This is a genomic window from Microcystis sp. LE19-84.1B (assembly GCF_027531875.1).
Taxonomy (GTDB): domain Bacteria; phylum Cyanobacteriota; class Cyanobacteriia; order Cyanobacteriales; family Microcystaceae; genus Microcystis; species Microcystis panniformis.
In genome coordinates this window covers 12,824-27,784 of the sequence record NZ_JAPZSR010000377.1, presented here as the reverse complement: position 1 = coordinate 27,784, position 14,961 = coordinate 12,824, and the positions used below count along the sequence as shown (strand labels likewise).

The 14,961-nt window shown below is 42.5% G+C and carries 14 protein-coding genes and 1 pseudogene; 6 read left to right on the top strand and 9 right to left on the bottom strand.

Translation table 11 applies throughout. The annotated features are described in order from the left end of the window. The first annotated feature begins 29 nt into the window (after positions 1–29). The 5 genes and pseudogenes from O9324_RS21395 to O9324_RS21375 form a co-directional block, all read left to right on the top strand. Positions 30–2,378 carry an HD family phosphohydrolase gene (locus O9324_RS21395; protein WP_288141247.1) on the top strand — a complete coding sequence of 783 codons (2,349 nt, stop codon included), beginning with the start codon at positions 30–32 and terminating at the stop codon, positions 2,376–2,378. Further along, entirely contained in the window at positions 2,375–2,842 is a 468-nt protein-coding gene (locus O9324_RS21390; RefSeq protein ID WP_288141246.1) for a DUF29 domain-containing protein, read from the top strand. Before O9324_RS21395 ends, O9324_RS21390 begins: the two co-directional genes overlap by 4 nt. A gap of 38 nt (positions 2,843–2,880) precedes the next feature. Continuing rightward, positions 2,881–3,528, top strand: a complete 648-nt coding sequence (locus tag O9324_RS21385) for a Uma2 family endonuclease (protein WP_288141245.1) — start codon at positions 2,881–2,883, stop codon at positions 3,526–3,528. 1,011 nt (positions 3,529–4,539) lie between these two features. Further along, positions 4,540–4,866, top strand: a complete 327-nt coding sequence (locus tag O9324_RS21380) for a hypothetical protein (protein ID WP_502846596.1) — start codon at positions 4,540–4,542, stop codon at positions 4,864–4,866. A gap of 402 nt (positions 4,867–5,268) precedes the next feature. Further along, positions 5,269–6,603 (top strand): annotated as a pseudogene (locus O9324_RS21375) (cation:proton antiporter); the annotation flags it as partial. Here O9324_RS21375 and O9324_RS21370 read toward each other — a convergent pair. The 6 genes from O9324_RS21370 to O9324_RS21345 all read right to left on the bottom strand — a co-directional run bounded on the left by O9324_RS21370 (position 6,560) and on the right by O9324_RS21345 (position 10,315). Next, on the bottom strand, positions 6,560–7,276 hold the full coding sequence (locus O9324_RS21370) for a potassium channel family protein (protein ID WP_288141244.1): 717 nt from the start codon (positions 7,274–7,276) through the stop codon (positions 6,560–6,562). The pseudogene O9324_RS21375 and the gene O9324_RS21370 sit on opposite strands and share 44 nt — an antisense overlap. A 1,052-nt stretch (positions 7,277–8,328) precedes the next feature. Then, on the bottom strand, positions 8,329–8,568 hold the full coding sequence (locus tag O9324_RS21365) for a DUF2442 domain-containing protein (RefSeq protein ID WP_002787103.1): 240 nt from the start codon (positions 8,566–8,568) through the stop codon (positions 8,329–8,331). A gap of 173 nt (positions 8,569–8,741) precedes the next feature. Continuing rightward, positions 8,742–9,044 carry a hypothetical protein gene (locus O9324_RS21360; RefSeq protein WP_002734133.1) on the bottom strand — a complete coding sequence of 101 codons (303 nt, stop codon included), beginning with the start codon at positions 9,042–9,044 and terminating at the stop codon, positions 8,742–8,744. A gap of 217 nt (positions 9,045–9,261) precedes the next feature. After that, positions 9,262–9,669, bottom strand: coding sequence for a ferredoxin (locus tag O9324_RS21355; protein WP_002747586.1), 408 nt, complete (start codon positions 9,667–9,669; stop codon positions 9,262–9,264). Beyond that, positions 9,669–10,055 carry a DUF1257 domain-containing protein gene (locus O9324_RS21350; RefSeq protein WP_002731926.1) on the bottom strand — a complete coding sequence of 129 codons (387 nt, stop codon included), beginning with the start codon at positions 10,053–10,055 and terminating at the stop codon, positions 9,669–9,671. Before O9324_RS21350 ends, O9324_RS21355 begins: the two co-directional genes overlap by 1 nt. Positions 10,056–10,099: 44 nt before the next feature. Beyond that, complete coding sequence (locus O9324_RS21345) at positions 10,100–10,315, bottom strand: DUF2997 domain-containing protein (protein WP_002752708.1); 216 nt, start codon at positions 10,313–10,315, stop codon at positions 10,100–10,102. A gap of 310 nt (positions 10,316–10,625) precedes the next feature. Here O9324_RS21345 and bioU point away from each other — a divergent pair, with 310 nt between their 5' ends. Next, a complete protein-coding gene (bioU, locus tag O9324_RS21340; RefSeq protein ID WP_002767366.1) occupies positions 10,626–11,627 on the top strand; it encodes a (S)-8-amino-7-oxononanoate synthase BioU in 1,002 nt (333 codons plus the stop codon). Here bioU and O9324_RS21335 read toward each other — a convergent pair. The 3 genes from O9324_RS21335 to O9324_RS21325 form a co-directional block, all read right to left on the bottom strand. After that, on the bottom strand, positions 11,624–12,550 hold the full coding sequence (locus O9324_RS21335; protein WP_288141243.1) for an RluA family pseudouridine synthase: 927 nt from the start codon (positions 12,548–12,550) through the stop codon (positions 11,624–11,626). The two genes, bioU and O9324_RS21335, sit on opposite strands and share 4 nt — an antisense overlap. A gap of 108 nt (positions 12,551–12,658) precedes the next feature. Continuing rightward, on the bottom strand, positions 12,659–13,723 hold the full coding sequence (locus O9324_RS21330; RefSeq protein ID WP_287626937.1) for a roadblock/LC7 domain-containing protein: 1,065 nt from the start codon (positions 13,721–13,723) through the stop codon (positions 12,659–12,661). Positions 13,724–14,087: 364 nt separating this feature from the next. Beyond that, complete coding sequence (locus tag O9324_RS21325; protein ID WP_002767361.1) at positions 14,088–14,834, bottom strand: TRAFAC clade GTPase domain-containing protein; 747 nt, start codon at positions 14,832–14,834, stop codon at positions 14,088–14,090. Between the last annotated feature and the right edge of the window lie 127 nt (positions 14,835–14,961).

Below are 14,961 nucleotides of genomic sequence, written 5' to 3'. Positions count from 1 at the left end.
GCGCAGTTTATAGAATTTAGCTGGAATTTATGAATCATTTTCTGCATTCTTTCACTGTTTTTCCTGATTCTGCCCGAAAATCTCGCTCTTACTCCCTGGGTAAACTGCGACGACCCTTAATCTTCCTGTTTACCGTCGGTTGTCTGACTAGCGTGGTCGGTTATCGTTTCTATAATCAGCCGAAATTGGCCGTCGGGACTATTTCTCCGGTCACAATTATCGCCCCCGAAGATGCCAGTTTTCAAGACCAAGAAACCACCGACCTCAAACGCCAAAAAATTCGGGCTGGACTGCTTCCCCGACTGAAAAGAGACCCCCAAATCACTGCCCAGATTGAGCGATCGCTAGGGGACACTTTAGGGCAATTAAGTCAAATTAGCCCAATTTTGCCAAAAAATTCGATTTTACTGAGCAGGACTATTTCTAACGCCACACTGGGAACGCTGCTCACCTTTTCTGCCGCTCAATGGTCAACTCTAGAAAGCGGACTCAACTATAAAGAATCTTTTGCAAAACCCTTGACAAAAGAACAGGAATATGCTTTACAGGAAATCCAGGCCTATCGTCAGCGCGTGACGAAGGGAAACTTTGAGCAATTTATCGATCGATTGGAGCAATTACGGCAAATACAGGAGCAAACCAGCCAAAATTATCGGCATTCTAGCTTAAATAAACTCAAATATGCCGCTCTGATCACAGTGGCCCAAATGGGCGATCGAGAGTGGCAAAACCTAGAAAAAGCCGTCCTGCAAGCGGGGCGCCGGATTTTGGTACAAGGCATTCCCCCGGGGATTTCCACCAGTCACCTACAGGATACCATCGCCGTGCAGATTAGCAGCGATCGCCTAACCCGTCGTCAGCAGCTTTTAGCCGAAAATATCCTTCTGGCGGCCCTAGAGGGACAAACGAACCTGATAGAAGATCGAGAGGCCACCAAAGAACAAGCCACCAAAGCAGTGGAAGCGGTAGATATGGTCATGTCTAACGCTCAAACCGGTCAAATTATCGTTAAAGCAGGCGAAAAAATTACTCAAGCTCAGTTTGTTCTCATCGATGGCTTTGGTTTAAGCGAACGGGGCATTAACTGGATGGGTTTAGGATCAACGGCAATCCTTGTCACCGGCGCGATCGGGACTTTTTGCCTCGTTGCTCAACGTCTCCATCGGCCTCTGCGTCACCGGGATTTTCTTCTCTTGGGTTTACTGAGTTTTACCACACCGATCCTAGCGATCGCTAATATTCCCTTTACCAATCTGGCAGCCGTGGGTTTATTAGTCAGCAGTTTCTATGGCCCGACTCTGGCCGTCACCCAAGTCCTCTTAACTGCCGGTCTTTCCCTATTCAGCATCCAAGGCATCAGTGCCGATTTAATCGCCGGGACGATTGGGGGACTATTAGCGGCGATCATAGCGGCAAAATTGCGCTCCCGGGATGAATTATCGCTCCTAGGGATGGGAATCGGAGTCAGTCAAGGGGGTGTTTATCTGCTCACCTACCTAATCGTTAGCGCCACGGCCAGCACAATCATCTATACTCTACTACCCACGGCGCTCATCTATGGTCTATCGGGAATAGCTTGGACGGTAATCGCCCTAGGATTATCCCCCTATTTGGAACGCTGTTTCGATGTGGTGACTCCCATTCGTCTGGTGGAGTTGTCCAATCCTAATTGTAGTTTGCTCAAACGTTTGGCCACGGAAGCGCCGGGTACTTTTCAACATACCCTTTTTGTCGCCTGTTTAGCTGAAGCGGCCGCCCGAAAACTGCACTGTAATGTGGAATTAATTCGCACAGGAACCCTTTATCACGATATCGGGAAAATGCACGATCCCCTCGGTTTTATTGAAAATCAAATGGGTGGCCCGAATAAACACGATGAAATTAATGATCCCTATGTCAGCGCCGAGATTATTAAAAAGCACGTTAGCGAAGGGTTAGTCATGGCCCGCAGACACGGTTTACCGCGAGTGGTCCGCGATTTTATTCCCGAACACCAAGGCAATCTCTTAATTTCCTATTTTTATCAGCAAGCTTTGCAAAAATCCGCCCAAAATGGTCAAGAAATCGTCGATGAGGCGGCCTTTCGCTACGATGGTCCGATTCCCCAATCGCGAGAAACGGCGATCGTTATGTTGGCCGATAGTAGCGAGGCCGCTTTGCGATCGCTGAAGGAGGCCTCCCCAGAACAAGCCATGGATATGATCAAAAAGATTTTTCAGGCCCGATGGCGCGAGCAACAATTAGTAGATAGTGGTATTCGTCAGGAGGAATTACCAATTATTGCCGAGGTTTTTGTACAGGTTTGGCAACAATTCCACCATCAACGCATTGCCTACCCGAAAGCAGTTTTAGAAGTCTCCTCAGCCGAAAAAATATGAAAAGAGATACTTGGCTAAATCAGTTACAATTTCTCTACGAACAAGATGAACATCTCTGGTTGACTGAAACAATTAAACTTCTCAAGGCCAATCGTCTAGCTGAGTTGGATATTCAACATTTAATCGAGGAGTTGGAGGCTTTGAGCAAACGGGATAAAAATCGAGTTGAGAGTTTTTTAAGACAGATAATTATTCATCTTTTGCTGTGGCAATATTGGTCAGAAGAATTTGAATTAAATCATCGGCATTGGCAAGGAGAAATAGCCACTTTTAGAGTTCAGCTAAATGGATACTTAAGCACCAATCTAGAAAAATATCTCCTAGATAACCAAGAAAGAATCTATCAAGATGCCGTTTTTATTGTCGGGCAAAAAACTGAAATGTCTCCTCACAGTTTTCCTCTAAATTGTCCCTATTCTCTCGAACAAATGCTTAATAGGCATTGGTTGCCAGAGCGAAATTAGTTAAATCCCACAGGAAAAAATTAAGGATAATTACCAAAATGTTACTAATTACTCTCAACGAAAATACTTTATCTTTATCTCCAGGCAGTCAAGTTATTTTTCCCCATCAGACTTGGGAAGATTACGAAAGATTGCTGAATTTACGTCTCCATAAAACCTATCCCAAACTCTATTTTAATCGCAAAACTCAAGAAATTAGGCTTATGTCTCCCCTACCAAGTCATGGCAATCGTGTTGATACATTAAGGGATTTAGTAAAAATTATCCTCCGTCGTCAAGGTAAAGACTGGCAATGTTTTGATCCGATTACCTTGAAAATTCCGGGGGAAGCGGGATTAGAACCAGATACTTGTTTTTATATTGATAATAGACAGGCAATTTTAGGCAAAGAAAGAATTGATTTAACTGTTGATCCTCCTCCCGATTTAGCTATAGAAGTGGATTTTACTTCCCTGACTGATGTAGAGGCCTATCAATTGTTGAAAATCCCCGAATTGTGGGTTTATCGTCGGGAAGAATTAAAAATATATTTGTTAATAGAAGACGGTTATCAAGAAAGGGAAAATAGTCGTCTCTTTCCTGATATAAATATCAAGAAACTTTTTCCCTATTATGTTGAATTAGGCTGGAATCAAGGTTCTAGTCTTGCCTTACGTCAATTTGAAGCTTTAGAGAATTTTAGTTAATAATCAGGGCTGGTTATGGTGGTTTTCTCAACTAGACTCAGTGAGACTAACAATTAGAAGGTCATGCCAGCCTGTTAGTGATTGCTCTTGGTTTTCCTGAACAAGTTTTTGCATTGGCGTTGTAATAAACAAGAGAGCGGTTTATATTACCCAAAAAATCTCCACAGACAACATCAAATAAATTTATTTTTATCAATTCAAATACAAGAAAAAACAACTCTAGCAGTTATCTTAAGGGTGAGGCAGGAAGTCTCTGATTTTAGGAAACACTGGAACCAGAGATGATGCTAAATCTCGTCATTTCGTCCCTACCACAATTTTGCCATTTTGTCAAAAAAAATTTGACTTTGCAACAAAACTACACAAAAATTAGATCAACGTTGTTAGGGAAAAAAGGGATAATTGGCGAAAGTGTTTGGTTTGGCTAAAAGGGAAAGTCTAGATTTAGCAATGGTTTCAAGGCAAGCTAGACCCTAAAAAGTCTAAAAAAGCACAGAAAAAGCCACCATAGCATAATCCAAAATTATACCAGAATCGCTGGAAGTATTGCTATCTCGTAAATAAATAGAAATTATTCTCAATAAATTCTTAAGTAAAAATAAATATTACCAATTGTAAATTTAAATATTTTTAAGTATTGAAGGTATTTGCATATAAAATACTTATCATTTTGCCCCGATTGCCTCTAACTTTCCCCTCCCCACAGCAATCACCGGGTAAATAGAAAATTTCTCATTCTTTCTCCTAGAGATGAAGTACAAATTAATCTTTACTCATCAAGTATTTTAAGTAGCTGGGTGGAATTAAATATAAAATGAACGTAGGTTGGGTTGAAGCATGAAACCCAACGCCCGCATGGGTTACGCTACCGCTAACCCATCCTACAAATAATTGTGCCTACCTACTTAGCAACAATAACTAACCGTATCTATCTGAGAAAGGCTGTAACTGCCATAACCCCCCTTATATTATAAAAATAGTCAAGTTCTTAATTCTCGGTAAAATCGTCCTATGAGGGGAGAATTATTAGTAGCCTGGGCAGCACAACAAAAATCCTTCGATAGCAATTCTGCTGTGAACAGCCAAACGGTGGGAGACATTCCTGAACTGGTTCTTGTCTTGATCCTGCTGCTACTGATTGCCACTGCCGTAGCTCTAGTAACCCAGCGATTACGCATTTCCTATGTAGCAGGTTTAGTCTTAGCAGGATTACCGATTACCGATCTGTTATCTCGTCGTATTGGGTTAGATCCGTTTTTAGTGCTTAACCTTTTTCTGCCGATTCTGATTTTTGAAGCGGCGATTAATACCTGGACTTCCCCCATACAGAAATACTAAAAAATTAACAAAACCCTTACTGCAGGTCGCTTCTCAGAAAAAATTGAAAAGACGCTACTGGGTACATTTTCCCTTTGAAAATGGCTGTACCGTTGACTGTATCTAGAGTAGAGCGATTCCGTAGAGTTGGCTGTATAGTGATCGCTAACCTTATTGTAACAGATGGTGTCATTAATCTCTAGAGTCAGCGATTCCCTCTGTAGCCATGTTTTTGATGGTTTTCTGCCCGGAAACAAGCTATAATGGTCAAAGGGTCAAATTTGAAAAATTTTGCCTCAAACCCTGTCTGCGTAAAGATTTCAGGAGTTTGTACCCAGTAGTTTATTAGTATTACATTGCTTTAACTCAGGCTCTGTAAGACTTTGAGCCATAGCTAGTATATTTATACGGGGGAAGTTCAGTAATACCGATATCAGCCGTCTTCGCAGTACCTTTAAACCGATCGCACTGCTCGCAGGTCCCGGCTCGGTTTTTTCTGCGGCGATTATTGCGGTTTTGGTAAAATTTGGCTTGGGGCTAGATTGGATTCCCGCCTTACTGGTGGGAGTGATTCTAGCAAACACAGATACTGTCTCAATAATTGCCGTCTTTAAGGAAATTCGGGTTCCCTCTAGGCTCTCGACTATTGTGGAAGGGGAAACACTATTCAATGATGCAGCCGCACTCGTCACCTTTAATTTGCTCTTGGTGATTTACGCGACTGGAACCATCAGCACCACACAAGTTATCGAGGAAGTGTTGATCGTTGCTCTGGGTGGGGGATTAGTGGGTGCTGTCCTAGGCTATCTGTGTCTGCCTATCTATGTGCGCTTACGGGAGCCGCTGAGTAGCCTGCTGCTTACGGTTGCACTTGCCTTGGGAGCTTTTCAACTCGGGCAGTTTTTGGGTGTATCGGGAGCGGTGGCGGTAGTTATTGCCGGACTTGTCTTTGGTAACTTGGGGCTGCCTCGCAGCGCCTCTGCATCCGATCGCATTACCCTGATCAGTTTTTGGGAATATGCCGGTTTTATCGTCAATACCTTTATTTTTCTGCTGATTGGCATTGAAATCAACCCCTTGACCATCTGGCAAACCTTGCCATCGATTGTGCTGGTCATTTTGGCTTATCAATTGGGGCGTATTCTGTCAGTATATTCGTTACTATCGGTACTTCGCTGGATCGATCGACCAATCCCCTTACGCTGGCAACATATTCTGATTTTGGGCAACATCAAGGGTTCACTCTCCATGGCCCTAGCGGTTGCCATTCCTTTGGCTCTAACAGGGCGGGAATTGATTATCGAGCTAGTCTTTGGCTCTGTGTTATTTTCTCTGGTTATCCAAGGATTAGCCTTACCCTGGTTAATTAAGAGGCTCAATATTAGTCAGGTTTCGGCAGTAACACGGGATATTGGACAGTTACAGCTGCAGTTGATCGCGTCGAAAGCGGCACAAGATGAGTTAGCCAATTTACTGAAATCCGGTGTTTTACCGAAAGCAGTGTACGAAGAACTGTGGGCATCTTATCAGGCAAAAGTGGCGGTATCGGAACGGCTGCTGCGGGATGCTTATAATCAGTCTCGATCGGGGCAAAGGTCGCCTAACAACAGTCAACTAGATGCCATTCGACGACGATTGTTCCTGGCTGAGAAAGCAGCCTTGAGCGATGCACTTCGCAAACGCATTGTACCAGAAGACTTGGTACAATCCTACGTTAAAGGTTTGGATGAGAAACTTCTATCGTTGGACGATGATTAGTTTGAATGCCGAGGTAATCGATCATCGGTTTGACGAATTCCGGACGAGTAACTACTAAAATAGTTGAGTCGGCTTCTAGGACGGTATTGCCGTTGGGAATCTCTAAACTGGCACAAGGGTGACACTGATAGCCAATAATCAACGAACCGGTCGGAAAGTTGGCATCTTGAGCGATTTGGGCAACGGTACGCCCAGCTACATAACAATCCTTGGGGACGGGCAGTTTTAGCACCTCCACTTGCCCCTGTTCAAAGTGCATCATCGATTCTACTTCGGGGTATTCGATCGCATTAGCCATGGTGACAACGGCTAAATCAATCGTGCTGATGATGTGACTAGCTCTAGCAAGACGATAGGCCTCGAGAAATTCGCGATCGCACATTCTCACCACAATATGGGAAATGCCATAACTTCTAGACAAGGTAACTAGGGCTAGATTCATCGCATCGTCCCTTAGGGCGGCAACAACCGCGTTAGCTTGTCGAATCCCCGCCTCTAGCAGAACTTTAGTACTGACAGCACTCCCCTCAAAGGCCATGACACCGATTTTTTCCCGGGCAAACCGACAAGCTAATGGGTCCGCATCAACGATGGCGACGGTGTGTCCCAAGTCTAAAAGTTGTTGGGCTAAACCTAGCCCCACCATTCCCGCCCCACCAATTAAAACGTACATAGCGGCTCTTTACTTAACAAAATACTGCCTAAGTAGGGCTTGCTGAAAAAGTACGGGCGAAGCATTCGGATAGAAAATCTCCGGTTTCACCGATAGGTTATTGCCCGAATGCTTCGCCCCTACAGGACGCGGGCCGATGAAGACGCGAGGTTTTGAACGACGATTCTCTCAACATCTTGCACCTGTTTTGCGAGAAAAGCCCCAAAACCCTTACGTTGCCTACATTTCACATTTATTCAGCAAGCCCTAAGTAAGTGGTTTCAATTAGATTATAATCAGCTACTTACCCAAAAAATCTCCACAGACAACATCAAATAAATTTATTTTGATCAATTCAAATACAAGAAAAAACAACTCTGGCAGTTATCTTAAGGGTGAGGCAGGAAGTCTCTGATTTTAGGAAACACTGGAACCAGAGATGATGCTAAATCTCGTCATTTCGTCCCTACCACAATTTGGGCATTTTGTCAAAAAAATTTTGACTTTGCAACAAAACTACACAAAAATTAGATCAACGTTGTTAGGGAAAAAAGGGATAATTGGCGAAAGTGTTTGGTTTGGCTAAAAGGGAAAGTCTAGATTTAGCAATGGTTTCAAGGCAAGCTAGACCTTAAAAAGTCCAAAAAAGACCAGAAAAACCCACCATAGCATAATGCAAAATTATACCAGAATCGCTGGAAGTATTGCTATCTCGTAAATAAATAGAAATTATTCTCAATAAATTCTTGAGTAAAAATAAATATTACCAATTGTAAATTTAAATATTTTTAAGTATTGAAGGTATTTGCATATAAAATACTTATCATTTTGCCCCGATTGCCTCTAACTTTTCCCTCCCCACAGCAATCACCGGGTAAGTAGAAAATTTCTCACTCTTTCTCCTAGAGATGAAGTACAGAGTAATCCTTACTCATCAAGTATTTTAGCAACAATAACTAACCTCATCTTTCTGAGAAAGGCTGTAGCGAAAGAACATCTGATCAGTGGGAGCGTTACTTTTCATGCTTCCTAAATTTTACGGGAAATTGTTGGGTTTCCTCGATCGAACTGTTCTAGGTTTGGGAAATGGAGTCAAGATAGAGAGTATCAGGACATATATCTTGTTCGTTCGGCCAAGTTATCGTACCATCTAAAATTTTTACTTGATTAAAATACTGTTTGTTTTTAAGTTCTTGAAAGATGCCAAAATCGAGCAGTGGTGAACAATCATAAATTTTCTTTTCTTCATTAGTAAAGATGAGTTGTAATTGATAGTTTGGCAAAGGGATAACTTCTTTAACTCTAGGATTCATGATTTATCTCAGTGGTTCAATTTTATACAGTTGTTGTCCTTAAATTGAAGGAATGTTGATCAGAAATAACCTCGATCGAATAAAATTCTTTCATCGACAATCGCGAAAGAGTTCACAATCGAACTCTCAGATAATTTCCTTTTAACTAGGGGAATATAATCGGCTATCTCCATCTAATTCGATCGTAAACTTATCTCTTTTCTAGCTGCCAATAGCATTTCATAATAAACATTCCACTCGAAATAATCCATAGCGTCCCCTAGCTCACCGGAACGAAATCTAGGATAGAATTCTTCCGAACTCATGCGATATTGATTTTCGTATTGCTTGACACGGGTTTCTAAATCCAAAATTTGAGCGTTAATCTGCAAATTTTCCCGTTGTTCGCTCTCAATTTTTCGATTCAGTAACTCTCTTTCTTCCTCGGAGAGAGAGAGAATAATTCGCGCGAGAGAATCAATCAGTTGGGTATTCATTGTCGTTAAAATCCGAGATAAGTAGCTGGTTATAATTAAATTAAAAATGGATTTTAGGTTCGATCCCCCCTGCCCCCCTTGATAAGGGGGGCATCTGAAAGTTTTCAATACCTAGCTACTTAGGATTATTTCCCCTGAGAACTGTACCGGATTCGATCGAGAACCGCTGCCATGACTGCTAGGAAATAATAGGTGGATGAGGCTAGACCTATCCACCCTAAATGTCTAAATCTGCGGGGCTAAATTTCTTGTGAATCTGAGGAAAACCTAACTGTTTAATCACTTGATGTTTGCGTTCTTCCTCAAGGGATGACAACTGATTATAATTAACCCAGTGAATACAGTTAACCGGACAAGTCTCGATCGCTTCTTGAATAATTTCTTCTTCGTCACCGTCCTGATTATAGACACGAGAGCGACCGTATTCGCCTTCAATAAAAAAGGTATTGGGGGCAACGTGGGCGCAGTGTTTACAACCAATACAAGTGACCTCATCGACGTAAACCGCTTTCTGGCGCAGTAAACCGCCTAATTCCGGTTCAAAACCAGTGCGATCGGGGGAATCTCTTAGGAATCCCCCTAACTCTGGTTCAAAACCAGAGCGTTCGGGAGAAAAATCAGCCATTAGGCGCTCCAACGTTGTACCACTAGACGAATGGAACCATCAGTATTTTTTTCCTGTGCTGCCACCTGAAAACCCTGTTTAGCAGTTTCTGCCAGGATGGTGTGGTAGGCATAACCTTGATTTACTTTTCTTAAAAATCCTTCTACGGTTAGGGGTTGTTGCCAGTATTGTAAATCGGCAACTAACTCGTACTCGTTACCATTCCAGCGAAAACCGATATCGTAATTGTTATCTTGTTCAATTACCACCTCTGCGCTTAAAGTTTGACCTTGATAACCTTTGACGGGGTGGGAACCCTCTTTCCATTCCATCCCCATATCGCTCAGGGCGGCTTTTAGGTAGGATAGATCGCGGATTTTGGTTTTGATATTGCTAAAGTGTGACATGGCTTTTCAGTGGCTTAAATAAAGGGATTGGGAAAAATGAAAAATTACCAGTCGCTAAAAGTGGCTGCGTTGCTGACTTTCTCTGACTGGCTGACGGTTTGATGGTAATAATCCGAGGTTTTCTCTTGAGACATCAGCTGCCCGAGTTGTGCCTCGATCGCCGCTGTCACCTCTTGACAAGATGAACCGACTATGCCTGTCACCTTTTCCATAACGCGACCATCGGGATAGATGATAAACTCTAGGCTTTCCATGCTCATAGCTCTTCTCGGCGTGATCTGGGGTTTGCAAAGCTCCCTATCGTTTTAATTTACGATAGTTTGCTAATCGTAGCAATCTGGTTAAAATTTTAGCAAAACTTTATATTATCTCGACCAACCACTTTCATTTTTTGTAAGTTTCCCGTAACTTTTCTTCATCGTCAAGGGCGAACCTTAACCTAGTAGGCATAATTTAACAAAACTACACAAAAAAGACGACCTGAAGCGATAAATTGAAAATAAAGGAGATGCAACGGCGAACCACGACCGCCGAGATCATAGAATTTTGTCTATAGGAATCAAAACAAGTATGAATAAACAAATAGCCAGCGATCGCCTTCGGATCGGTGTTTTAGGTTTTGGTGGTTTGGGACAGGCTGCCGCTAGAATTCTCGCCCCCAAACAGGAAATGCTTTGGACTGCCGCCGCCGATAAAGCCGGTTTTGCCTACCACAAAGACGGTCTAGATGTCAATACCTGTAACAAAATTTATCATGACCAGGGTTCGATCGGTTATCTGGAAAATTACGGCAGTCTCAGCGAGAACAGTATCGAGGAATTAATCAAAACTGCCGATGTAGAAGGCTATTTTCTCGCCTTACCGAATTTACCTAACAATTTCATGGCCGATATCGCTAAAACTTTCATTCGCTTAGGTTGGCGCGGGGTTTTAGTCGATGCTCTCAAACGTACCAGCGCCATGGCACAAATCTTAGCACTACAAGCAGACCTAGAAGCCGCTGGCATCACCTACATGACCGGTTGCGGTGCTACCCCCGGACTGTTAACTGCGGCCGCTGCCCTAGCTGCCCAGAGTTATGCAGAGATTCATAGCGTTAAAATTACCTTTGGTGTGGGAATTGCCAACTGGGAGGCTTATCGTGCCACTATTCGCGAAGATATCGCCCATTTACCCGGTTACAACCCAGAAACAGCCCACCAGATGAGTGACGCGGAAGTGGAAATGCTGTTAAATAAAACCAATGGCATTCTCAGCCTCGAAAATATGGAACACGCGGACGATATTATGCTGGAATTGGCTGGAATTTGTGGACGCGAGCGGGTTTCCGTCGGGGGTGTGGTGGATACGCGCAACCCGAAAAAGCCTTTAAGTACCAATGTTAAAGTCACGGGGCGGACTTTTGAAGGCAAAATTTCTACCCATACCTTCACTTTAGGTGATGAAACCAGTATGGCGGCTAATGTCTGCGGACCGGCTTTCGGTTATCTGAAAGCGGGGGTTTCCCTGCATCGTCGCGGTATCTACGGATTATGGACAGCAGCGGAGATTATGCCGCAATTTGTGCGCTAGGGGTTTCTCTGGCGTAAAATAGCTAAAACTTTCGGGAAAATAGCGGGTAAGGGAGCGATCGCTTCTAGGCTCTCTCCCGTGACCGGATGTATTAAGATTAAACGATAGGCGTGGAGTAATTGCCCGGGTAGATTAATCCCGATGGAACGACCGGAACTATAGAGGGGATCCCCAAGAATCGGATGACCGATGTGGCTGCTATGAACGCGAATTTGATGAGTTCTGCCAGTTTCTAGGCGAAATTCCATTAAGGTGTAGTTGCCTAGTCTTTCCTTGATTTGCCAGTGAGTGACAGCATTTCTACCGCCTTTTTCCACGGCAATAATAGCCATTTTTTGGCGATCGCTGCAGTGACGACCGATCGGCAGATCAATTGTACCTGTTTCGCTTTTGGGGACACCGTGGACAAGGGCCATGTATTCCCGGCGGGCAGTTTTGGTTTTTAATTGTGCCTGTAGGTGTTGATGGGCCTGGTCGGTTTTGGCAATAACGATCGCGCCCGTGGTATCCTTATCTAAACGGTGAACTATACCGGGGCGTTGAATTCCACCAATTCCGGCTAAATTTGGACAGTGATGCAGTAAAGCGTTAACCAAGGTTCCCGATTCGTGGCCGGGGGCCGGATGAACCACTAAATCGGCAGGTTTATTGATAATAATCAGATATTCGTCTTCGTAAAGAATATCAAGCTCGATCGCCTCGGCGCTTAATTGCAGGGGTTGACTGTCGGGAATGGTAATCTTTAGGCGATCGCCTTGAGCAACTTTAGTATTTTTATTGGTGCAAATTTGACCATTTAACTGTATATATCCCTGTTCTATCAGTTTTTGCAGCCTCGATCTCGATAAATCGGGCAATTGTGACCCCATCCAAGCATCTAAACGTTCTTTTTTTCCCGCAACTTCTAAGTTTAATTGGTTCATCGGTTTTTAGTGATCAGGGTGTAGGGTTTAGGGAAGGAAACCTCTTTCATCTGTGGGGGTGAAAATTTTTTCATCAGGACTGATTACTGATTACTGTAAGGTTCTACCCTAGTAACGAATATCTGCATTGTTATTATCTTCGGTTTCGAGGACGATCTCGAATTCTTCTACAACGGAATCAAGGAGGGGATTAACTGTGGGATTTAACAGGGGGGTTTGGGGGGTGGGGTTAGAGATAGCGAGAATTTTTGCTAATTTTGAGCGAGTTTTTTGGATTTCTACCTCTAACAATCCCGTGATCGTTTTGCCAGTTTTCACTAAAAGAAAAGCTTGGTCACTGCAAGGGGTTAAGATCAGATGACCCTGGGGACTGCGAACAGCAATTTGTTCCAGATCAGACCAGCTTAATTCCTCTTTTGTGTTATTGACAAGATAGACCATTGTTCCTGCTAAGATTAAAGCACTATTGTGTTCCATGCCGATGGAATCAGTCAAAGGTTGACCCTGGGGAGAAACAAGCATGATCCCCTCAATAGCGAGCGGTTTTTCGGCTAATTCTTGCAGGATTTTGGCAATTTCTACCTGATAATTTGGTTGACTAGGTACGGTATTTTTAGAGTTATCATAGTTATTATCGGTGGGATGTGGTCGTTCTTTGGTTTCTTTCGAGGAGATAAACCATTGCAGGTTTTTTTTTTCTCGCAGTTGCTGGTGGCTAAACAGACGAATATCTTTAGAAAGTTTAATCCCTAATTCAAAGGCATTTGCCTGATAATTGTCGGCTAAAGTTAAGGGTTCAAGGGAGATTTTAGCCTCATCTCTGGCAATACGTTTTAGGGGACCTGCTTCTAGACAGGCAAGAATTTTAAATAGTTGTTTCGAGTCGAGTAGTTCCTGTAAATAATAACAATGAAAGTAAGGGATATCCCCACGACCAAATTCATCCTTACCATCATTAATTAACCAACCAAAGAGGGTGTTATGGGAGTCAATTTGATAGATATAGACTCCTTTAAATTTACTATCTGGAGGATTATAGGTGTCCCATAACTGAGAGACTATATGTTGATAAAAAAACTGTTGAATCCCTAGGGGGACATTGGCACTAGCGATATATTTAAATCCCAGTTGCGAGAAACTGCTATAAATCAGTTGTTCAACGAGCAAGGACATGATCTGTAACCTTTAAGCACTTTTGTGCGCTATTATAAATAATTTTAACACAATTGTGTCTTGTTTCTAGTTTTTAGGCCTAAGCAAAATTAATTACACATCTAAGCCACTACTCCGTAAGACTTCTGCTGATGTGAGCAAACAGAGAACTGAAAACCCAAATCCGATACCTAATAGCTGTCTCCCGTCTCGGAGTCTCGGAGTCTCGGAGTCTCGGAGTCTCGACTAGGAAATTAATTTTGCACGACTACTTATTTGACGACATTTCTCACCCTTAAGATAACTGCTATAAGAAAGTCAGCAGATTTTTGAGAGATTTTTTGGCTAATCTTTCTGTAAATAGTTCGGATATAGTGCTGGTCGTTTAGGAAAAGTTTACCAGTTGTTGATCGATTTGAGACAATAACCAAGATAGGGAGTCTAAAGCTTGATTTGCTTGCAGCGTGCCTTGCTGGGAATCAATTAAAACTGTTGAGTAAAAAAAACGGTGATTAACTTTTTGGTCTCGCAGTTTTTGCTCTAATTTTTGGACTTTTAATTGTAGGTTTTGCCAAGATTTTTGGTCGGAAAAAACTAGATCGCATTTGCTGATAATGATGGCTAAATTAAACCTATTTTTATTATAGTTAATTATCTCGATCAAGGTTTGAAAAATTTTCAGGTAATTGTTATGCTTGTCTGAATCATTTAATAAACTTGCTGCCTCTAAAAACAGTAAACAAGCATTAGCCTGTAAAGCCATATTGACAAAAGCTAAATTATAGATTTGACAACTTTCTCCCGGTAGATCCCACCAGCGAATTGTCGCTATTTTCTCCGATTGATCACCGCTTTTTTTCTCTAAACTAAAATCAAAGTTACTAATTTTTAAAGTGGCGGGGGGATATTGACCTGTTCTAGCGACATAATTGAGAATTTTTTCAATATCTTCTTCACTTTCTTCCTCTTGAGATCTGAAGACAATATTAGCCTGATTTCCCCAAGTTGCTGGATTTTTTAAAGTCTGATAAGATGCCGCTAGGAAAACTGTTTTTCCTGCTCCTCTTTGACCGATACTGAGAACTGTATAAATTGGGTTTTCTTTACTAAGATTTTCCTGATTATTAGTCATTTTAAAACCTCTAAATTGAATGAAAAAAACTTTTGCGACGATGATTGTGTCTCTCAAGCCAACACAGACGAGAAAAATTGACTTGAGATTAGTTAATCTCCTTAGCTCAACAATTCCATTCTGCACT